The organism is Citrobacter telavivensis, assembly GCA_009363175.1.
Classification (GTDB): Bacteria; Pseudomonadota; Gammaproteobacteria; order Enterobacterales; family Enterobacteriaceae; genus Citrobacter_A; species Citrobacter_A telavivensis.
Genome location: CP045205.1, coordinates 3688668 through 3710495, shown reverse-complemented (window position 1 = coordinate 3710495; position 21828 = coordinate 3688668). Strand labels below are relative to the sequence as shown.

The window sequence follows — 21828 nt, the reverse complement described above, 5'->3', positions numbered from 1 at the left end:
GCTTTTATGCCATAAAATAGCCGTAATAATACGCTATTCAAATATTTAAGACGAAAGTTAAGCCGTGTTGATTATATATTCTCTCGGTTTTTATTATTGCAAATTACCAGGAGTGATGGCATATCATGTGACGATATTACGATGTTAATGCTTACAGGGATTATAAAGAAATGCGCAAGGGTAAAATTATTGTTGCATCAATGATGGTGCTTTGTGTTCTTATTTTTCTGATTGCGGTCGCCTGGTTTATGTTGTTTCAGGGGGAAATGACGGAACCGACGGCAGAAGAAAAAAATGCCGCTGTTTTACAGGCTGCGGGCTTACTTAAAGCGGATTCTCAGGATAAAAAATCGAGAGAGAACCTGTATCAGCGTTCGATTATCGAGCGCTCGGTGAATCTGGATTCTGGCGAGTGGGTGACGGATAAAACGGCCGCACAAGGATGTAAAAAACTCGCTCCGGACCATGATCCCGCACAGATTCGCCAGCGCTGTACGCTGGCAGACGTTTACCTGGTAAAAGATAAGTATAATAAGATTCAGCAGGTTATCATTCCTGTTTCAGGCAAAGGCGCGAAATCGATGATGCACGCGTTTCTCTCTCTGGGACTGGACGGTCGTACGGTGAACAATCTGTATTATTACCAGCAGCGAGAGACGCCATTTCTGGGGGCCAGAGTGAAAGATGAAAACTGGCGTCAACAATGGCCGGGGAAAAAAGTGGCAGATGACAATGGAACGCCGGTGCTGAAAATAGTTCAGGAGAAATCAGGGAAGAATGATGAATATACCGTTGATGGTATTTCCGGTGCGACGCTGACGTCAAAGGGCGTTGAAAAGAGTATTAACTACTGGATCAGTGAACAGGGCTATGGCCCATTTTTACAGCGGTTAAAACAGGACCCAGAGATGTTGAATCGCTGAGTGATTTTCGCCTGCGGATAATTTCATTTAAGCGAGTGGGCGCAGCATCATTAATTCCTTGCGGATTTACGCAATGTAGTCATTCAATTCCAGACGGCGAGTGGGTATATTACCCGCCGTCAGATTTCGCCTTCCATCACATATCGATGAAATAAATTTACATAAGTTGTCACCCGTTGACATTTTTATGATCCAGGTCATGTACAACACCAGCAAAAATCGATAATGATAATAATTATCATTTGTGTTCTTTGGTGCGTAACGTGCGTAAGTTTTGCCTCTCACTGCAGGTGACTCTCTTCAGTCTGTTCATAAGCGTTAGCGTATGGGCCACGACAAACTATGCTCCGTTTATTGAGGATATTGAGCAACGCCTTGATAAAACAGCAGAACTTTATTCTCAGCAACAAACCGATGAGGCGCGTCGTACGGTGCAAATGGCCTACTTCGAAGTGTTCGAAAACCTGGAAGGCCCCATTCGCATCAACATTTCTGCCAGCAAAAGCTACGAGATGGAGAGCGCGTTCGGTGAAATCCGGCGGATGATTGGCGAGAAGAAACCGATCGCAGACGTGCAGTCGAGAATTGACTGGCTGAAGGCATCGTTACGTGAAGTCGAACCGGTGCTGGACGGCGGACACCGACTGGTCGCGGAAGAACAGCACAGTGCGCTCACCCGAACGGATATCGCCGTCCACTGGCAGGAGAGCTTCCGGACGATCGACGATCTGCTGGCCCAGGCGGTGAACGACTATCAGTCAGGGAACTACGTCACCGCCAGTCAACACGTTCAGCAGGCGCACTATCAGGGATTCAAAAACTCTGAGATGGAAATGTCGGTCAGGCAGAATCGCTCGGCCAAAGATGCCGCCGCTATCAACCAACAGTTCTCCGCGCTGATTGCCCTTGCCGCCCAACCGGATCGCCTCAACGACGTCTCTTATCAGGTCACTACGCTGTTACAGGATATCGAGGATATTCTGCCCGGCCTGCCGACAACCCGCGACGATCAGCAGATTGCGCCTTCGCAAACTGCGGATAACGCGCTGGCGGTGGAGGAGGGGAGTTCGCGCACAAACTGGGGTGAAGTGGCGGAGGGCATTAATCAGAGTATTCAGGAGGCTATCGCGCGGTATCAGCGCGGCGAGGCGCAGAATGCCATTCTGGATGTGCAGGACAGCTATTTCGACCGCTTCGAAGCCAGCGGCATGGAAAACAAAATCGGCTCCCGTGATTCGGCGTTTAAAACCACGCTGGAGGCCTATTTTACCCGTCTGGTCAGCCTGATGAAGGCCGGTCAGCCGGTGGAAAGACTCCAGTCAGAAGCCAGCGCGCTCGGGCAGGATCTGCAAAAAGCGGTAACGATGCTTGGCGAAGGGGAAGAGACGCAGTGGAGCCTGCTGCTCTATAGCCTGATGATCATCGTCCGTGAAGGGCTGGAAGCCCTGCTGATCGTGGCGGCAATTGTCGCCTACATGGTGAAAAACAATCATCAGGATAAGCTGCCGCTGATTCGCCAGTCGGTGATCGTCGCACTGGTTGCCAGCGTGATAACCGCCGTGATTTTCCAGTTGCTGTTTACCAACTCGGGCGCCAGTCGGGAGTTGCTGGAAGGCATCACAATGCTGATTGCGGTCGTGATGCTTTTCTTCATGAGCTACTGGCTGCTGTCCAAAGTGGAAGCCCGACACTGGAAGGCCTGGCTTGAAGGCAAACTGTCGCACTCGCTGTCGAAAGGGTCGCTGGTGGGACTGTGGCTGACCAGTTTCCTCGCGGTCTATCGTGAAGGCGCCGAAACGGTTCTGTTTTACTACGCCCTGATAGGCGATGCCAACGATGTCGCCGGACACATGGCGATCGGCGCGGGCTTTGTCATTGGCTGTGTCGTATTACTGGCGGCGTGGCTGGTCATGCGTTATTCGGTGGTGCGTCTGCCGCTGAAACCCTTCTTTATGTTTACCGGCAGTTTTATGTACCTGATGGCCTTCGTATTTGCGGGCAAGGGGGTTCTGGAACTGGTGGAAGGCAAACTGTTCCAGCCAACGTTGATTAACGGCTTCCCGGAAATCAGCTGGCTGGGGATTTATCCCTATGTGGAAACGCTGTTACCGCAGGCGGTATTACTGCTCGCTGCGCTGGTTGCGCTGTGGGTGATGCGGCGTAAAAGCGCCGTTCCCGGGGAAACAATAAAAAACACTCTGTAGTTGTGATTTTAGACGAGAGGATATGTCTGATGACCATGAAGAAAACCCTGATTGCCAGCGCAGTGATGGCCGGAATTTTTACCGCACCGGCAGCGTTCGCCTTTAAAGAGTACCCGGCGGGCGAGCCTGTCGTGATGAATGAAATGGAGCTGGCCGCCGTTTACCTGCAGCCGATCGACATGGAGCCGCGCGGCATGGGCTTACCGGCAGCGAAAGCCGATATTCACCTTGAGGCGGATATTCACGCGGTCGAAGGCAGTAAAAACGGCTTTGGCGCAGGTGAGTGGATCCCGTATCTGACCATCAGCTACACCCTGGTCAACAGCGATACCGGTGAAAAACAGGAAGGGACGTTTATGCCGATGGTCGCCAGCGATGGCCCTCACTACGGCGCGAACGTCAAAATGATGGGTGTGGGCAACTACAAAGTGACATACCACATTGAGCCGCCGTCAAAAGCGGGTATGCACCGTCACACCGACAGTGACACCGGTGTCGGTCGCTGGTGGAAACCGTTTGATGTGAGCTACGAATTTAAATACGTCGGTCTGAACTAAGAAAACCGATGCGCCGGGATGAATGCTCGTCCCGGCTGAGTCAATCCGCTGTTCTGAGTCGATGTCATGAGTTACTTTTTCGTCACCACGCTACAGGTCTTTTTCTGCATCGCGCTACTCTCCGGTGTCCTCTGGAGTCGAAACGATCCACCCTCACTGCGCCCGTTGGGTTGGACGCTGGTAGTCGGTCTGGCGACCGGCGTGCTGGCGGGACTGACGCTCCGTGGGTCACAACCGGTACAGTTGTTGCTGGTGGGAACGGAAGTGATGGTCACGCTGCTGTTTGTGCTCAGCTTCTGGTGGGTGGGCAACCGCGTGCGCTATCTCTGGCAGGGCATCCTGGTTTTTGGCGCGGCGCGTCACTGGGCGCTCGACCCGAATCTCGGTGGATTAACCAGCACGCATGTCCTGAATACTGAACTGCTGCTGAATCTGACGGCAGTGGTCCTTGCTTTCGCCATCCTCTGTCTGGCTGGCGTGCTTTGCGCCATGCTGCTGCGCCGTATCCGCGTGTTGTTCTGGCCGTTCACCCTTATTCTGCTGGTGATGCTGTGGCTGCCGTTAAGCGGCAGTCTGCTGTTGCTGTTGATGAAACTGCAGGTGCTGCCGCTGGCAAAATCGCTGCTGAGCTTTGTGGCGAAAGTCACCAATAACGCCCCGGCGTATAACTGGATGGCGGCGGGATTACTGTTGCTTCTGGCGCTGTGCTGGCTGCCGTCGCTGCTGAGCGCCCACCGGCTGACGCGGGCTACAGATGAACCGATAGCGCATCGCCTAGCGCTGGCGCAGCGGCGTAATGCGCTACGGCTTTGGCTGGTCACCCTCGGCTGTGCCGTGGTGGTGATTGCCGGACAACTGTGGTGGGACAACGTCGCTTCTCAACCGCCGCAGCTTTCGCAAGCGATCCCGGTAACGCTCGACAGCGACGGCAGTGTCCATCTGCCGGTTGAACAACTCCGCGACGGTAAGCTGCATCGCTTTGTCTGGGTAGCTGACGATGGCAAAGCCGTACGCTTTTTCATCATCAACCGTTACCCCGACAAACTGCGCTTTGGCGTGGTGTTCGACGCCTGTTTGCTGTGCGGCGACCAGGGGTATGTGATGGAAGGCAATCAGGTGATCTGCGTTGCCTGCGGGGTACACATCTTTATCCCTTCCATTGGTAAACCCGGCGGTTGCAACCCGGTGCCGATTGAAAACTGGCACAACGATGAAAAAGAGCTGGTGATCCCCGGTAAAGAACTGGCCGCTGGCGTGAACTACTTCTCGACGGTGATGACCATTCGGGTAACCGATCCGGTCGACGGCTCAACGCTAACCAATACGGCGGCGGACTTCAAATACAGCTACGGCGGTAAGACCTGGTTCTTCTCATCCGAAGCGAACTATGACCGCTTTCGCAAGACGCCTGAACAGTTTGTCCCTGCTGAACTGAGGGAGGAGTAACGATGCTGTGGCGAATGTTACGACAATCCTGGGGACGCAACTTACGGCGTAAAGGGCTGGCGATTGTCACCGTGTTTCTGGCGGCCAGCCTGATTTCGGCGCTGCTGGCGGTGTCTATCGACATCGGCGACAAAATGTCCCGTGAACTCAAATCCTACGGCGCGAATATCCTGATTGAGCCTGCCGGGCAGGCGGCATTACCCGCACTGTTCAGCGAAAGCAGCAATCCGCTCTCGGGACAGGATTTCCTTGATGAAACCGAATTGCCGAATATCAAAGATATTTTCTGGCGCAATAACATTGTCGGTTTTGCGCCGATGCTGGGCGGTGAGGTCACCGCTAACGGTAACGCGGTGCGCATTCTGGGAACCTTCTTTAGTCAACCGGTCGATATTCCTGATGAAGAGGGATACGAAACCGGACAGAAGACGGTCAGTCCGTTCTGGCAGGTGACCGGCGACTGGCCGCAGGAAGGAGAGAACAGTACACCACAAACGCTGGTGGGACACGCACTGGCGCGACAAACAGGATGGAAAGTGGGCGATACGCTGGTAATAAACAACGCGGATACGACAATCCATGTCACTGTCAGCGGGATCCTCTCCAGCGGCGGCGAGGAAGACAGCCAACTGGTGATGCCGCTCGCGACCGCGCAGACGCTGCTGGGGTTGCCCGGCAAAGTACAGGCCATTCGCGTTTCGGCGCTGACCGTACCGGAAAATGAGCTTTCGCGCCGCGCGCGGGAAAATCTGGATGCACTGAATGCAGAAGAGTACGACCTCTGGTACTGCACCGCTTATGTGTCTTCGATTGCCCACCAACTGGAAGAGGCGATCTCCGGGGCGGAGGTGCGTCCGGTCTGGCAGGTCGCCGCGTCTGAAGGGGTGGTGATTGATAAAATTCAGTTGCTGATGGTGGTGGTGACGATTGCTGCGCTGGCGGCGTCGGCAATGGGGATCGCCTCGCTGATGACCAGCACCATTATGGAGCGCGCCAAAGAGATCGGTCTGATGAAGGCGCTCGGCGCACGCCAGTGGCAGATAATGCTGCTGTTTTACCTCGAAGCCGCCTCCAGTGGACTGGCCGGCGGGGCGCTGGGATGCGTTGCCGGATGGGGGCTGGCGAAAGCGATTGGCGTGATGTTGTTCGACGCGCCGCTCGATTTCGCCTGGATTGTGGTGCCGTGCGTACTCGTGGTTGCGGTACTGATTGCCCTGATCGGCACCTGGTTCCCGGCGCGACGCATCGCGCGACTGTATCCCGTGGAGGTGCTGTATGGCCGCTAAACGGACAATGCTTTGGTTGCTGGTGTGGCGAGCACTGCGTCTGCGCTTTCAGCGGGTTAGCGTGGTTTTTGCCGCGCTGATGGTGGGAGCGACCATCGTGACGGCGCTGAGCGCGGTATGGTTCGACATCAATACCAAAATGAGTGAAGAACTGCGCACCTTCGGCGCCAATTTCTACATCGGACCGGGGCACGGTGCGAGTATGCCACAGCAGGAGCTACAGACCCTTTTGGATGAGGCGCCGCAGGGGCTGGTTCATGGTGCCAGTCCGTGGCTGTACGGCATGGCGCGTACCGAACTGGAAAAAGTGGTGATCGTTGGCGTCTGGTTTGAATCGCTGCAAAAACTGGTGCCGTACTGGCAGGTGCAGGGGAGCTGGATTGGCGTCAGCTTTGACGATCGCAACGCGATGATTGGCGTTAAGCTGGCGGAGCGCCTCAACGTTCAGCCCGGCGATAGCGTCACGCTGGTCGATCATAACCAGCGAAAAAATCTGCAGATTAAAGGCATTGTCGAAGCGGGTGACGCCACGGACAACATGCTGATCGTCAGTCTCGACGTGGCGCAGGCCTGGCTACATCAGCCGGGAAAAATCAGCCATGGCCTGTTGAGCGTGAGTAACGATGTTGGCCAGGTCGATCGTTACGCCAGTCGCCTGCAAAGCCAGTATCCGGATCTGGAGATTCGCCCGGTACGTAAGGTATCCGCGTCCGAAGGGCAGGTGCTGGATAAAATTAAAGGGCTGATGGGACTGGTATCGCTGGTCATTCTGGCGCTCTCTTCCCTGTGCGTGAATACCACCCTGATGGCGATAGTGGGCGAACGCGCCCGCGAGTTCGCCCTGCAAAAAGCGCTGGGTGCCAGCAACGGCGACATCGTGCGGCAAATCTTGCTGGAAACCTGCATTATCGCCCTCGCGGCCGTGGTATGCGGCTGGCTGCTGGGTTATTTGCTGGCGCAACTACTGGGACTGACGGTATTCAACGCGGCAATCTCGCTGCGTCTGCCGGTGCTGCCCATCACCCTCGGATTGTCTTTACTGGTCGCCATTCTGGCGGCGATTGTTCCGGTGCGGCGCGCGGTCAGCGTCGAACCCGCTAAAGTGTTGAAAGGAGAGTAGCGCCATGTCCGTGACGCAGATTCCACAGGTGGCGATCGAAACGCGTCACCTCTATAAACGGTTCGGCGACGTTACCGCCCTGGATGATATTAACCTGCGGATTACGCAAGGGGAGTTCGTCGCCATTATGGGGGCCTCCGGTTCCGGGAAAACGACGCTGATGAACATTCTCACCTGTCTGGACACCGCAACGGAAGGTCAGGTGTTTCTTGACGGAACGGACGCCGCGGCGCTTGACGAAGAGGGACGTCGCCGTTTTCGCGCTGAGAAGATTGGCCTGGTATTCCAGCAATTCCATCTCATTCCCTTTTTAACCGCGCTGGAAAATATCATGTTGGCGCAGCATTACCATAGCGTGGTGGACGAGGCTGCGGCCAGAAAAGTGCTGGAACAGGTCGGGCTTGGGCACCGCGTGACCCATTTGCCGAGCCAGCTTTCCGGCGGGGAGCAGCAGCGTGTCTGTATTGCCAGGGCGCTGGTGAATGAGCCGCCGGTCATTTTTGCCGATGAACCGACGGGCAACCTGGATGAAGAGAATGAACAGCGGGTGTTAGATCTACTTACCGATTTACATCGCCAGGGGCGAACGATCGTGATGGTGACGCATAACCCGGCGCTTGGGCAGTTTGCCGATCGCATTTTACGTCTGCAACACGGTAAGTATCAGGGAGAGGAGGCGATGCAACATGCGCTGGCTTAACGTTTTCATTCTCTCACTGGCGGTGCTGCTCAGCGGCTGCAAAGAGGAAAAACTGGCGGTGGGCGAAACGGCCCCGGCGCTGGCGGCCTTCGATTTACAGGGCAAGGAATCCGGACTGGATCGCTGGCAGGGAAAGTCTATCTACCTGAACTTCTGGTCTGCGGGCTGCGGCGGCTGTCTGGCGGAGATGGATTCGCTGGAAACGCTAAGCCAAAAATGGGGCGATAGCGTGGTGGTGGTGGCGGTAAATACCGATCCGGGAACGGTCAGCCTGGATGCTCTGCTGGCGAAGCATCAGGTGTCGTATCCGGTCCTTCGCGACCAGATGAAGATCACTCAGGAACGGTATCAGGTCATCGGCACGCCGACCTCGGTTCTGATTGACTCACAGGGCCGGGTGCTGGAATGGCATCAGGGAATGCGTAAACCGGCTGAATTAGCCGCCACGTTCGCCCGTCTCGCGGCGCGATAAGTTTTCGGTGGAGGGATACCGCTGATGGCATTTATCTGGAACGACGAGAGCCTGACGCTCCTGCGTGAAAACGCAGGCGTCCTCTCGACGCAACACATTGCGCAGATGTTGTGCACCAATGTGACCGTGGTGCGCAATATGGCTTACCGGCTGAAACTCAGCCTGCGCGTATCAACGTATAACCAGAAGAGAATTCAACAGGTACAGGCGCTGTATGAGTCCGATGAACCGCTGACCATGAAGGAGATTGCCGCGCAGACAGGGCTTACGTTCAGCACGGTACAGTATATCGTCTATGTCAAACTGAAACATAAGCCCTACGCCACCCGCGAGTTTATCGCGTTTGAAACGCAGGATGCGGTGCATTACCGCGTGCAAAAAGAGTTTGTCGATACCGAACGTACATTGCTGCAGCAGTCGGTGGACAAGACCCGTTTTCAGGAATTGTATCTCAAAGACGGGACGACCTACTGCGCGCGTAACATCCGCCATGAGGTCATTATTTCTGAATAGCCTGAAGCCATATTTCGCTGGCTGACGAAGCAAGCGCTATCGCGAACATTCAGGATGGGTCATCTTCTCCTGACAGGAATATGAAGCATGACCCTTCTTTTTGCATTCGACCCCGAGCAGATAGTGATGATTGCCTTGACCTTTGTCCTTGCCGGGATGGTGAAAGGCGTCACCGGCATGGGGTTGCCCACCGTGGCGATGGGGATCCTCGGTTCGCTGATCTCACCGGTTGCGGCGGCGGCCATGCTGCTGTTGCCTTCACTGGTCAGTAATCTGTTTCAGTTTGGCGGTGGCGGGAATACCCGAACGTTGCTGAAGCGGTTATGGCCGATGCTGCTTACGGTAGTGATTGCCACGCTGTTGGCCAGCGTCTGGATCACGGGCGGCGAGACCTCCCGCACTCAGTTTGCACTGGGGTTGGCGCTGATGGTGTATGCGCTCTGGACTCTGGCGGGAAAACGGATCGCGGTTTCACCCCGGCGTGAAAAGCCAGTCTCGCTGATTGTCGGCTTTGCCACGGGGTTGTTGACCGGCGGAACGGGCGTTTTTGTGATGCCGGCGGTGCCGTGGATCCAGTCGCTGGGTTTCGGGAAGGATGAACTGGTCCAGGCGCTCGGTATCTCTTTTACCTTTTCCACGCTGGCGTTAGCGCTGGGACTGTGGTGGCACGGTGCGCTACCCGTGCAGTCGATGAGCTTATCGGCATTCGCCATCGTTCCGGCGCTGATCGGCCAGTGGGCCGGCACCCGTATCCGACGAGCGATCTCGCCCGTTGTCTTTAAACGCTGCTTTTTGTTCTGTCTGATGGGACTGAGCGTGGAAATGATGTTCCGTGCATCATCATCCGCGCTGTGACTTAATAACAAATTCGTGCCATCGTTAAATCATCCCCGAGGCGGAGAGGTTTGTATGACGTCAGTAGTCGTGAATGAAGAAGAAGGCGAACTGGAGTCGCGAATGGCGCTGACGGCGGCGGTGATGGCGGACAAATCGCGATCCCGAATGCTGTGTGCGCTGATGGACGGTCGGGCATGGACGGCGACGGAACTGAGTGCGGTGGCGGATATTTCGGCCTCCACCGCCAGTGCGCATCTGGCCCGTCTGTGCGAGCAGCGGTTTGTGGTTTCGCTCTCCCAGGGGCGGCATCGCTATTTTCGCCTGGCAAGTGCTGACATTGCTGAACTGCTGGAGCGCCTGATGGGAGTGGCCTGGGCATCAACGGCTTCGCGAAAAATCAGCACCCCGCCGGGTTTACGACAGGCCCGGACCTGTTATGACCATCTGGCGGGGGAAGTGGCGGTGATGCTGTTTGATACGCTGGTTTCCCGTCAGTGGCTGACGGCGGACGGCGAAACGCTGACGCCTCTGGGTGAGGAAAAACTGGCGGAACTGGGCGTTGTGGTACAGACCGGTGCGTCACGACGCAAATTCAGCTGCGGCTGTCTGGACTGGAGTGAACGACGTTATCATCTGGGCGGCGTGCTCGGCGCGGCGCTGCTGACCTGGCTTACCGGGCAGCGGTGGATCAAAACGGCTCCGGGAAGCCGCCATGTCACCTTCACGCCTTCCGGGACCCGAAAGCTGCAAATGATATTTGGCATCCAGATGATGCGCTGAATCCCGGTTTTGCGGTCTCGTTCCCGGAAAAGTGTAATATATCTGTCACAATTATGGATGACGAATAACAACGCGAGGTCGTAGGGATGAACAAATCGTTAATTGCCGCCGCTGTGGCAGGGGTTGTGATGTTGTCTTCTGCAGCACAGGCGCAAGCCGCGCCGGAAGGCTATCAGCTACAGCAAGTATTGATGATGAGTCGACACAACTTACGCGCACCGCTGGCGAATAATGGCAGCGTGCTGGAGCAGTCCACACCGAATAAGTGGCCTGAATGGGATGTGCCGGGCGGACAGCTCACCACCAAAGGTGGCGTGTTGGAAGTGTATATGGGTCATTACATGCGTGAATGGCTGGCAGAGCAGGGGATGGTGAAATCCGGCGAGTGCCCGGCACCGGAGACGGTCTATACCTATGCTAACAGTCTGCAACGTACGGTTGCGACCGCCCAGTTCTTTATCACCGGCGCGTTCCCCGGTTGTGATGTTCCGGTACATCACCAGGAAAAAATGGGCACCATGGACCCAACCTTCAACCCGGTGATCACCGATGACTCGGTGGCTTTCCGTGAGAAAGCCGTGCAGGCGATGGAAAAAGAACGTAGCCAGATGCAACTTGATGACAGCTACAAGTTGCTGGAGCAGATGATCAACTACAAAGATTCACCGTCGTGCAAGGAGAAACAGCAGTGTTCTCTGACTGAGGCCAAAGACACCTTCAGCGCGAACGATGAGCAGGAACCGGGGGTCTCCGGACCGCTGAAAGTGGGGAATTCGCTGGTGGACGCCTTCACGCTGCAATACTACGAAGGATTCCCGATGGATCAGGTGGCCTGGGGTGAAATTAAATCCGATCAGCAATGGAAGGTGTTGTCGAAACTGAAAAACGGCTACCAGGACAGCCTGTTTACCTCTGCGGAAGTCGCGCGCAATGTCGCGAAACCGCTGGTGAAATACATCGACAAAACGCTGGTAACCGAACAGGCGAAAGCGCCGAAAATCACCGTGCTGGTGGGGCATGATTCAAACATCGCCTCGCTGCTCTCCGCACTGGAGTTCAAACCCTATCAGCTACACGATCAGAACGAACGTACGCCGATCGGTGGCAAGATTGTGTTCCAGCGCTGGCATGACACGAAAGCCAACCGCGATCTGATGAAAATCGAGTATGTGTATCAGAGTTCAGATCAGTTGCGTAATGCGGATGTGCTGACGCTGAAAGCACCGGCGCAACGCGTCGCGCTGGAGCTGAAAGGATGCCCGATTGATGCGAATGGTTTCTGTCCGATTGACAAGTTTGACGCGCTGCTGAATGAGGCCGCGAAGTAAGTGAGATTCCCCCGCGCGAGCGGGGGAATTGACGGATTAAACGTTTTTGCGTTCGATGGTTTGTTCACCCCAGAAGAGCGCGTCTTTATCTGTCTTATCAAAGGCTTTAATGAGTACTTCATCGCTGCCTTCTTCCCAAATTTTTTCTGCCAGCTTCTCGTCATATCCGGCAACTTCAAATATGGCTTCGGCTATTTCTGGCGATGTATTGCGCAGACTTGCCCACTCACCGACGTGATGAGCTTTCGCTTCTTGAGTTGGCATTCTTATCCTCCCGTTGAAGATTAGCCGTTGAGCTTCACTGCCAGACCGGCAACGTATTCGCCCTGATAACGCGCAATAGAGAGTTCTTCCTGACTTGGCTGGCGTGAACCGTCACCACCGGCAATGGTCGTTGCGCCATAAGGCGTACCACCGCGAACCTGCGAAACATCAAACAGTTCTTGTGCGGCGTAGCCGATAGGGACAATCACCATCCCATGATGGGCAAGTGTAGTCCATGTGGACGTAATAGTTTGTTCCTGGCCGCCGCCTGTCCCGGTAGAACTGAAAACGCTGGCGAGTTTGCCATACAGCGCGCCGGACGCCCACAGTCCTCCCGTCTGATCCAGGAAGGTACGCATCTGACCTGACATATTGCCAAAGCGCGTCGGCGTACCAAAAATAATGGCGTCATAATCAGCCAGTTCCTGCGGGGTTGCGACGGGGGCATTTTGTGTTTTACCGCCTGCTTTAGCGAAGATTTCCGCCTGCATCGTTTCTGGTACGCGTTTGATGGTGACCTCCGCGCCATTGACTTTGCTTGCTCCTTCTGCCACCGCATGTGCCATCGTTTCGATGTGTCCGTACATGGAATAATAAAGCACCAGAACTTTTGCCATTTGCACTACTCCTCGGTTTATCGAAAGCAGCTCATTGCTGCACTTATTTAAAGATAAGTCGTGTCGACGAGAGTGCAAGCTTTAGAAACATTTCTTTGATTTATAATAAATTTAATCATGATATTTAGCGGCCTCATGCCGATGGAGCGTTCATGAATTATCATGATACATTTTTTCCGCGCGGGCTTTCTTTTGCCATAAGAAACAATTATGCGGTTTGTTTGCCGCAATAAAGCCATACGCGGACAAAGATATTACAGAATATTACAAATCTCCTCCTGAACGACCGGTGTTCACTATGCTTAGTTCCACGCGGCGAACGTTATGGCGTCAGTCATACGCCGCGAGGGGAAACTCCCCGACACCTGGGCACGACGATGTCTAATCAATGACGGAGGTCAGAAATGGCAAACCATCGCGGCGGCTCCGGCAATTTTGCCGAAGACCGTGAAAGAGCATCAGAAGCAGGTCGTAAAGGTGGTCAGCACAGTGGGGGGAATTTCAAGAATGACCCGCAGCGTGCATCAGAAGCCGGTAAGAAAGGGGGCAAAAGTAGCCACGGCAACCGTAATTCGTAAAGGCCTGGCCTGCTACCCCGGAAAATCATCACGAAAGCGTGCTATCTCTGCGTGATGATGCCACCGCCGCCGGATCCTCCGGCGGTTTTTTTTGCCTGTCAGGTTGAACTGAAATGAAACGCCCCGCAGACTATGCGCCACTGCCAGATTTACGGAACAAGGAGAGGGGCATGGTTCAACATGCGGGGAAAAAAACAGGTAAGCGCTCGCAGGCGGTCAGCGCGAAACGCGAGGCGATTCTGACGGCCGCATTAAATGCGTTCTCACAATATGGTTTTCACGGCACACGCATTGAGCAAATTGCCGAACAGGCCGGCGTCTCCAAAACCAATCTCCTTTATTACTACCCGTCAAAAGAGGCGTTGTATGTGGCAGTGCTGCGACAGATTCTGGATATCTGGCTGGCACCCTTAAAGGCCTTTCGTGAAGATTTTGCGCCGCTGGCCGCCATTGAAGAGTACATCCGGCTGAAGCTGGAAGTGTCTCGCGACTACCCGCAGGCCTCACGCCTTTTCTGCATGGAGATGCTGGCCGGTGCACCGCTGTTGATGAATGAATTGACCGGCGATCTGAAAACGCTGATTGATGAGAAGTCCGCGCTGATTGCGGGGTGGGTGAAGAGTGGCAAACTGGCGCCGATCGACCCGCAGCATCTGATCTTCATGATTTGGGCCTCAACACAGCATTACGCCGATTTCGCACCTCAGGTGGAGGCGGTGACGGGCGCAACGCTGCGTGACGAAACCTTTTTTAATCAGACGGTTGAGAACGTTCAGCGCATGATTATTGAGGGAATTCGCGTCCGTTAATTGGCTGGCGGCAGCGGACAGCTCATATCGCCTTCTTCGCACTGTAGCAGTGAGGCGAGAAACGCTTCCCGTTCGGCGGTCTTATCCGCCAGACACTGATTGGCGATCATCGCCTGAGCGCTACCGCCCTCGGTGCCGGAGCTGATGAGCGCGCAGTCGGCATCGCGCATGGCTATCCACGCGGTCTGCGCCTTTTTCAGCAGCGCCTGCTGGGGCGGGGCCGCGCGTTTCAGCGCATTCTGATACGTTTCATTCAATTCTTTGTCTGCCGTCTGGTACTGGGTAACGGCACAGGCATTCATTTCCGCTTGCGTGCTGGCATTTGCGCAATCATCGGCCAGCACCTGACCGCTGAGCAGCAGCGCAGCGCAGGTGAGTAGTATTCGTTTCATCATTCCCTCTGGATCCATAAAAAAAGGCCCCGTTTCCGGAGCCTTAATTAACCACAGCCTTAGCCAATTGTCATCAGGCTTGCGTTCCCCCCGGCGGCTGCCGTGTTCACGCTCAACGAGCGTTCGACGTACAGTCGCTCCAGCAGAATATTGCTTTCGCCACGGGCGAAACCTTGCACCGAGACAATCGCGCCTTCACGGGCTGCAACCGCTTCACACAGGGCGCGAAGCTGATCGGAATCACCGTGGAAGATCACCGCATCGAACGCCTGCGTCGTCAGGCTGTCGGTTTTCGCAAACTCAACACGGGCGGAAACCGCTGCCGGCAGACGTTTCGCCAGGTCACGGTGGAAGGCATCGTCAGGCCACAAAATCAGACTACCGACCGAGGTGACGGCGGCAAGTTGTACCAGCGCATCCTGTTCATCATCCGCGATACACAACACGCGCTCACGCGGTAACAGTGTCCAGGTGTTACGCTCACCGGTGGGACCCGGTAGCAGACGCTGCGTACCTGCCTGCGCCAGTTCGCCAAACTGCTGGCAGCGTTGGCGCAACGCAGGGCGATCGGCTGCCCACTCGCTGAGCGCTTCCAGCGGCTGGGTCAGCACAGCTTTGAGTTGGGCGTCCACCGGGTAGTCCGCATCCTGACGCGCCAGGGTTATAGACAGCGCATTCTCCGGACGGTTTGCCAGCAGACGGTAGAGATAGAGCGGCCCACCGGCTTTCGGACCGGTACCCGACAGCCCTTCGCCGCCGAACGGTTGTACGCCGACGACCGCCCCCACCATATTACGGTTGACGTACAGATTACCCACGTGCGCCGAACCGGTGACCTGGGCGATGGTTTCATCAATACGGGTGTGAACGCCCAGCGTCAGGCCGTAGCCAGAGGCGTTGATCTGCGCAATCAGCGCGTCCAGGTTGTTGCGGTTATAACGCACGACGTGCAGAACCGGACCAAAGACCTCTTTTTGCAACTCGTCAACGCTTTCCAGCTCAATCAGGGTTGGCGCAACGAATGTACCACTCTGCCACTCACGGATATCTTCGCTGTTTTCACGTGCGGCCTGGAACACGGGACGACCTTTCGCCCGCATAGCCTGAATGTGATGTTCAATGTTGGATTTGGCTTCACTGTCGATAACCGGACCGATATCGGTCGTCAGACGCCCTGGGTTGCCCATCCGACATTCGGCCATCGCGCCACGCAGCATTTTCAGCGTGTGGTCGGCGATATCATCCTGCAAACAGAGCACGCGCAGTGCGGAACAACGCTGCCCGGCGCTATCAAACGCTGAGGACAGTACGTCGATCACGACCTGTTCGGTGAGGGCGGACGAGTCAACGATCATCGCGTTCATGCCGCCCGTTTCGGCGATCAGCGGAATCGGACGACCCTGAGCATCCAGACGCGTTGCGATGTTACGTTGCAGCAGCGTCGCCACCTCGGTCGAACCCGTAAACATCACGCCGCGCACACGATTGTCGGAAGTCAGCTTCGCGCCTACCGTTTCACCCCGTCCAGGCAACAGTTGTATCACGCCCGGCGGTACGCCAGCTTCCAGCAAGATGGCAATCCCCTGGGCCGCGATAAGCGGCGTCTGTTCTGCCGGTTTTGCCAGGACGCTGTTGCCTGCGGCCAGCGCCGCGGCAATCTGTCCGCAGAAGATAGCCAGCGGGAAGTTCCACGGGCTGATACAGACAACCGGACCGAGCGGGCGGTGAGTTTCATTGTCAAAATCGTCACGGACCTGGCCGGCGTAATAGTGCAGGAAATCTACCGCTTCTCGTACTTCGGCAATGGCGTTGGCGAAGCTTTTACCGGCTTCGCGTACCAGAATGCCGATCAGCTGTTGCATCTGGCCTTCCATCAACACGGCTGCGCGATGGAGGATGGCGGCACGTTCTTGTGGCGGTGTCGCAAACCAGATGGGCGCGTTGTTCACCGCACTTTGCAACGCCTGTTCCACTTCCTCTTCACTGGCTTCACGCACATAGCCAACGATGTCTTTCGGCTCTGCCGGGTTGACCACCGGACTCATTTCCCCCTCGGCAACCGGTGTGTCGAGAATCGGTAGCGCCCGCCATTTTTGCAGCGCGCTGTTGAGCAGGGCAGAGGAGAGCGAGGCCAGACGATGTTCGTTGGAAAGATCCAGACCGGCCGAGTTATCGCGACCTTTGCCGTACAAATCGCGCGGCAGGGGGATTTTCGGATGCGGCAGACCGGTTTGACCTTCCTGTTGCGCCAGCTTCTCGACGGCGTCGACCGGATCGGCCACCAGTTCGTCCAGCGGCAGCGTGGTATCCGCAATGCGGTTAACAAAGGAGGTATTGGCGCCGTTTTCCAGCAGACGGCGCACCAGGTACGCCAGCAGCGTTTCATGGGTGCCAACCGGCGCATAAATACGGCACGGACGGTTCAGTTTGCCATCCGCGACTTTACCGGTGACCTGTTCGTACAGCGGCTCCCCCATCCCGTGCAGACACTGGAATTCATACTGGCCCGGATAGTAGTTCTGTCCGGCCAGTTGATAAATGGCGGCCAGCGTATGGGCGTTATGGGTCGCAAATTGCGGGTAGATAAGATTCGGTACGGCGAGCAGTTTCTTCGCGCAGGCAAGATAGGAGACGTCGGTGTAGACCTTGCGAGTGTAAACCGGATAGCCCTCCAGACCGTCCATCTGGGCGCGTTTGATCTCGCTATCCCAGTAGGCACCTTTGACCAGACGAATCATCAGGCGACGACGGCTACGGGTTGCCAGGTCTGTCAGGTAATCGATGACGAACGGGCAGCGTTTCTGGTAGGCCTGAATCACGAAGCCAATACCGTTCCAGCCGGCCAGTTCAGGTTCGAAGCACAGTTTTTCCAGCAGATCGAGGGAGATCTCCAGACGGTCAGCCTCTTCGGCATCGATATTGATGCCAATATCATACTGGCGCGCCAGCAGCGTTAGCGACTTCAGGCGTGGATATAACTCTTCCATCACCCGATCGTACTGGGCGCGGCTGTAACGCGGATGCAGGGCAGAGAGCTTGATAGAGATCCCAGGCCCCTCATAGATCCCGCGCCCGTTCGACGCTTTACCAATTGCATGAATCGCCTGTTGATAGGAGACCATATAGGCCTGTGCGTCGGCAGCGGTCAGCGCGGCTTCACCCAGCATATCGTAGGAGTAACGGAAACCTTTTTCTTCCAGCTTGCGGGCATTTGCCAGCGCCTCAGCAATGGTTTCCCCGGTGACGAATTGTTCCCCCATCAGGCGCATCGCCATATCGACGCCTTTGCGGATCAGCGGTTCACCGCTTTTACCGATAATGCGGTTCAGGGAGCGCGAAAGGCTGGCTTCGTTATGGGTGGAAACCAGACGACCGGTAAACAGCAGACCCCAGGTGGCCGCGTTGACGAACAGCGACGGGCTGCGACCAATGTGTGACTGCCAGTTGCCGTTGCTAATTTTGTCGCGGATTAAGGCGTCGCGCGTGGCTTTATCCGGAATACGCAGCAGCGCTTCCGCCAGGCACATCAGCGCCACCCCTTCCTGCGAGGAGAGGGAGAACTCCTGCAACAGCCCCTGGACCATACCGGCACGACCACTGGCCGATTTCTGATTACGCAGTTTATCCGCCAGTTGGTAAGCCAGTTTGTGGGCCTGTTCGGCCACCGGCTGCGGCAGACGCGCCTGCTCCATCAGCATCGAAACGGCGTCAGTTTCAGAGCGGCGGTACGCGGCGGTGATGGCGGAACGAGAGACCGACTGAGGGAGGATCTGTTCGGCAAATTCCAGGAAAGGCTGATGGATCTCTTCCTGCGGTGCCGTCGACTCATCGCCTTCGTTGGCGGCTCCGGCTAACAGCGCAGGAAGTTCTGGTAGCGTGTCATCGTTTTCCAGTTTTTCCAGGTAATTAAAGATTGCCTGCTTAATCAACCAGTGCGGAGTGCGATCAATTCGCGTTGCCGCTGACTTAATACGCTCGCGCGTTGCGTCATCCAGTTTAACCCCCATCGTGGTGGTTCCCATGCCATCTGCTCCTGTTGTTCGATAATGCACTGCTTATAGTTATCGAGAAATATCCACCATGTTGCAACTTTGTGCAACCACGTTAAATGTGACCTGTACGACAAGCTTAAAAATGAATGAAATGTTAATAAAAAAAAGATGTATGACGTTGGGAAAAGTAATAACGCTATCTTTTTCTCTGCGGCACTTAACACTTTTAAAAGGTGCAACCGGAAAAAGTGTGAGAGAGTGCAACCTGGCGAAAATTAGAGTTCATTGGCAGCAAAATTTGATGTAAATGATGTGTTAAATCGATTGTGAATAACTCACGCTTCCGGCAGGATACGGTCGCCTGGGAAATACAACATGCTTTGCCACGTTCCGGCAGGGCAATAAAACAGAAGAGTCTGGAGAGTTTATGGCAATTAGTACACCGATGCTGGTGACGTTCTGTGTCTACATTTTTGGCATGATATTGATTGGCTTTATCGCCTGGCGTTCAACCAAGAACTTTGATGATTATATTCTGGGAGGCCGTAGCCTTGGGCCTTTCGTGACGGCGTTATCCGCAGGCGCATCGGATATGAGCGGCTGGCTGTTGATGGGCTTACCGGGCGCGATTTTCATTTCGGGGATTTCAGAAAGCTGGATTGCCATCGGTCTGACTCTAGGGGCGTGGATCAACTGGAAGTTGGTGGCCGGACGTCTTCGCGTGCATACCGAATATAATAATAACGCCCTGACGTTGCCGGATTATTTCACCGGGCGCTTTGAGGATAAGAGCCGGGTTCTGCGCATTATCTCCGCGCTGGTGATTTTGCTGTTCTTCACTATTTACTGTGCGTCCGGCATTGTGGCTGGGGCGCGTCTGTTTGAAAGCACCTTTGGCATGAGCTATGAAACTGCACTGTGGGCGGGCGCGGCAGCCACCATCATCTATACCTTTATTGGCGGATTCCTCGCGGTAAGCTGGACGGATACCGTGCAGGCCAGCCTGATGATTTTTGCGCTGATCCTGACGCCGGTGATCGTCATCATTAGCGTTGGGGGCTTTGGCGATTCGCTGGAAGTCATCAAGCAAAAGAGTATTGAAAACGTCGATATGCTCAAGGGGCTGAACTTTGTCGCCATCATCTCCCTGATGGGCTGGGGTCTTGGCTACTTTGGTCAGCCGCACATTCTGGCGCGTTTTATGGCGGCGGATTCCCACCACAGCATCGTGCATGCGCGCCGTATCAGCATGACCTGGATGATCCTCTGTCTTGCGGGCGCGGTTGCGGTCGGTTTCTTCGGTATTGCATATTTCAATAATAACCCGGCGCTGGCAGGTTCCGTGAATCAGAACGCGGAGCGCGTGTTCATTGAACTGGCGCAAATCCTGTTTAACCCATGGATTGCCGGTATCCTGCTGTCTGCAATTCTTGCGGCGGTGATGTCAACGCTGAGCTGTCAGCTGCTGGTGTGCTCCAGCGCCATCACTGAGGATCTGTACAAAGCGTTCCTGCGTAAAAATGCCAGCCAGCAGGAACTGGTCTGGGTAGGTCGCATTATGGTGCTGGTGGTCGCGCTGGTGGCCATCGCTCTGGCGGCGAACCCGGAGAACCGGGTACTGGGTCTGGTGAGCTACGCCTGGGCCGGTTTTGGCGCCGCGTTTGGTCCGGTGGTGCTGTTCTCCGTGATGTGGCCGCGCATGACCCGTAACGGTGCGCTGGCCGGGATGATTATCGGCGCACTGACGGTGATCGTCTGGAAACATTTTGACTGGCTGGATCTGTACGAAATCATTCCGGGCTTTATCTTCGGTAGCCTCGGTATCGTCGTCTTCAGTCTGTTGGGTAAAGCGCCATCCCCGGCGATGCTCAAACGCTTTGCTGAGGCAGATGCGCACTACCACTCCGCACCGCCGTCGCGTTTGCAGGAAAGCTAACGCTTCAGTCCACTGAATATCAGGCCCGCTTCGTGCGGGCTTTTTTGTCGCTGTCAGCGATGACTTCCTGCAATAACCATTATTCTGCTAAGTATTTACATTCTGACATCATTATCATTACATTCCGCTTGAGTTTTTTTCTTTCGTAATGATAATCACTATCACTGTAATTTACCTTTCTTTGCATCAGTTGACTAAGAATAACGTTTAAGGGTGTCAGGCATGTTTGTTCCGTTTCTAATTATGTTGCGTGAAGGGCTGGAAGCCGCGCTGATTGTCAGCCTGATTGCCAGTTATCTGAAGCGCACCCAACGGGGTCGTTGGATTGGCGTGATGTGGATTGGCGTATTTCTGGCGGCGGCGCTTTGCCTTGGGTTAGGGATCTTTATCAACGAGACCACCGGTGAGTTTCCGCAGAAGGAGCAGGAACTGTTTGAAGGTCTCGTTGCAGTGATTGCCGTGGTGATCCTCACCTGGATGGTGTTCTGGATGCGTAAGGTTTCGCGCAACGTCAAAGTTCAACTGGAACAGGCGGTCGACAGCGCCTTACAGCGCGGCAACCACCACGGTTGGGCGCTGATCATGATGGTCTTTTTCGCCGTGGCGCGCGAAGGGCTGGAATCAGTTTTTTTCCTGCTGGCCGCCTTCCAACAGGACGTTGGGATCTGGCCGCCGGTTGGCGCAATGCTGGGACTGGCGACCGCTGTTGTTCTCGGTTTCTTACTCTACTGGGGCGGTATTCGCCTGAATCTGGGCGCCTTCTTCAAGTGGACCAGCCTGTTCATTTTGTTGGTGGCAGCAGGTCTTGCTGCGGGCGCGATTCGAGCCTTCCATGAGGCCGGATTGTGGAACCACTTCCAGGACGTGGCTTTTGATATGAGCGCCATCCTTTCGACGCATTCTCTGTTTGGCACCCTGATGGAAGGCATTTTTGGCTACCAGGAAGCCCCGAGCGTCAGTGAGGTCGCGGTCTGGTTTATCTACTTGATACCGGCGCTGGTGGTATTTGCATTGCCGCCGCGCACAGGCACAACCGCGTCCCGCACAGCACCTTGACGCTTTGCGACGCAGACA

Annotated in this window: 20 protein-coding genes; 16 read left to right on the top strand and 4 right to left on the bottom strand. The window is 55.4% G+C overall.

All coding sequences use genetic code 11. The features are described from left to right. Positions 1–170: 170 nt before the first annotated feature. The 12 genes from nqrC (at position 171) to GBC03_20125 (ending at position 12166) form a co-directional block, all read left to right on the top strand. Positions 171–923 carry an NADH:ubiquinone reductase (Na(+)-transporting) subunit C gene (gene nqrC, locus GBC03_20180; GenBank protein ID QFS72355.1) on the top strand — a complete coding sequence of 251 codons (753 nt, stop codon included), beginning with the start codon at positions 171–173 and terminating at the stop codon, positions 921–923. Between the two features lie 263 nt (positions 924–1186). Beyond that, positions 1187–3127, top strand: coding sequence for an iron permease (locus GBC03_20175; protein ID QFS72354.1), 1941 nt, complete (start codon positions 1187–1189; stop codon positions 3125–3127). A 29-nt stretch (positions 3128–3156) separates the two neighbouring features. Continuing rightward, a complete protein-coding gene (locus tag GBC03_20170) occupies positions 3157–3684 on the top strand; it encodes an iron transporter (GenBank protein QFS72353.1) in 528 nt (175 codons plus the stop codon). Positions 3685–3750: 66 nt separating this feature from the next. Next, positions 3751–5130 carry a DUF2318 domain-containing protein gene (locus GBC03_20165; GenBank protein ID QFS72352.1) on the top strand — a complete coding sequence of 460 codons (1380 nt, stop codon included), beginning with the start codon at positions 3751–3753 and terminating at the stop codon, positions 5128–5130. A gap of 2 nt (positions 5131–5132) precedes the next feature. After that, positions 5133–6416, top strand: coding sequence for an FtsX-like permease family protein (locus GBC03_20160; GenBank protein QFS72351.1), 1284 nt, complete (start codon positions 5133–5135; stop codon positions 6414–6416). Next, the gene (locus GBC03_20155) at positions 6406–7536 is read left to right on the top strand and encodes an FtsX-like permease family protein (GenBank protein QFS72350.1); all 1131 of its coding nucleotides are present in this window, start codon (positions 6406–6408) and stop codon (positions 7534–7536) included. Before GBC03_20160 ends, GBC03_20155 begins: the two co-directional genes overlap by 11 nt. A gap of 4 nt (positions 7537–7540) precedes the next feature. Then, complete coding sequence (locus tag GBC03_20150) at positions 7541–8236, top strand: ATP-binding cassette domain-containing protein (GenBank protein ID QFS72349.1); 696 nt, start codon at positions 7541–7543, stop codon at positions 8234–8236. Next, positions 8223–8708 (top strand): redoxin family protein, encoded by a 486-nt coding sequence (locus GBC03_20145; GenBank protein ID QFS72348.1) that lies wholly within the window; start codon positions 8223–8225, stop codon positions 8706–8708. Before GBC03_20150 ends, GBC03_20145 begins: the two co-directional genes overlap by 14 nt. A gap of 24 nt (positions 8709–8732) precedes the next feature. Then, the gene (locus GBC03_20140) at positions 8733–9221 is read left to right on the top strand and encodes a hypothetical protein (GenBank protein ID QFS72347.1); all 489 of its coding nucleotides are present in this window, start codon (positions 8733–8735) and stop codon (positions 9219–9221) included. Between the two features lie 87 nt (positions 9222–9308). After that, positions 9309–10076: a TSUP family transporter gene (locus GBC03_20135; GenBank protein QFS72346.1), complete on the top strand. Its 768-nt coding sequence runs from the start codon at positions 9309–9311 to the stop codon at positions 10074–10076. A 54-nt stretch (positions 10077–10130) separates the two neighbouring features. Continuing rightward, positions 10131–10838 (top strand): ArsR family transcriptional regulator, encoded by a 708-nt coding sequence (locus GBC03_20130; GenBank protein ID QFS72345.1) that lies wholly within the window; start codon positions 10131–10133, stop codon positions 10836–10838. An 86-nt stretch (positions 10839–10924) separates the two neighbouring features. Continuing rightward, positions 10925–12166, top strand: coding sequence for a bifunctional glucose-1-phosphatase/inositol phosphatase (locus GBC03_20125; protein ID QFS72344.1), 1242 nt, complete (start codon positions 10925–10927; stop codon positions 12164–12166). A 36-nt stretch (positions 12167–12202) separates the two neighbouring features. On the opposite strand, the gene GBC03_20120 is transcribed toward GBC03_20125, so the two are convergent. Together GBC03_20120 and wrbA are read right to left on the bottom strand one after the other, a co-directional pair. After that, positions 12203–12430, bottom strand: a complete 228-nt coding sequence (locus GBC03_20120) for a hypothetical protein (protein QFS72343.1) — start codon at positions 12428–12430, stop codon at positions 12203–12205. Between the two features lie 20 nt (positions 12431–12450). Next, positions 12451–13047, bottom strand: a complete 597-nt coding sequence (wrbA, locus tag GBC03_20115) for an NAD(P)H:quinone oxidoreductase (protein ID QFS72342.1) — start codon at positions 13045–13047, stop codon at positions 12451–12453. A 404-nt stretch (positions 13048–13451) separates the two neighbouring features. Between wrbA and GBC03_20110 the strand changes: the two genes are divergently transcribed. Further along, positions 13452–13625 carry a stress-induced protein gene (locus GBC03_20110; GenBank protein ID QFS72341.1) on the top strand — a complete coding sequence of 58 codons (174 nt, stop codon included), beginning with the start codon at positions 13452–13454 and terminating at the stop codon, positions 13623–13625. Positions 13626–13795: 170 nt separating this feature from the next. Further along, the gene (gene rutR, locus GBC03_20105) at positions 13796–14434 is read left to right on the top strand and encodes an HTH-type transcriptional regulator RutR (GenBank protein ID QFS72340.1); all 639 of its coding nucleotides are present in this window, start codon (positions 13796–13798) and stop codon (positions 14432–14434) included. Here rutR and GBC03_20100 read toward each other — a convergent pair. Further along, entirely contained in the window at positions 14431–14826 is a 396-nt protein-coding gene (locus tag GBC03_20100) for a DUF1311 domain-containing protein (GenBank protein QFS74080.1), read from the bottom strand. The genes rutR and GBC03_20100 overlap by 4 nt on opposite strands. Before the next feature lie 59 nt (positions 14827–14885). Continuing rightward, on the bottom strand, positions 14886–18848 hold the full coding sequence (gene putA / locus GBC03_20095) for a trifunctional transcriptional regulator/proline dehydrogenase/L-glutamate gamma-semialdehyde dehydrogenase (GenBank protein QFS72339.1): 3963 nt from the start codon (positions 18846–18848) through the stop codon (positions 14886–14888). A 397-nt stretch (positions 18849–19245) separates the two neighbouring features. On the opposite strand from putA, the gene putP reads away from it, so the two are divergent. Together putP and GBC03_20085 are read left to right on the top strand one after the other, a co-directional pair. After that, on the top strand, positions 19246–20754 hold the full coding sequence (gene putP, locus GBC03_20090) for a sodium/proline symporter PutP (GenBank protein ID QFS72338.1): 1509 nt from the start codon (positions 19246–19248) through the stop codon (positions 20752–20754). A gap of 222 nt (positions 20755–20976) precedes the next feature. Further along, positions 20977–21810 carry an FTR1 family protein gene (locus tag GBC03_20085; protein ID QFS72337.1) on the top strand — a complete coding sequence of 278 codons (834 nt, stop codon included), beginning with the start codon at positions 20977–20979 and terminating at the stop codon, positions 21808–21810. Positions 21811–21828 lie beyond the last annotated feature (18 nt).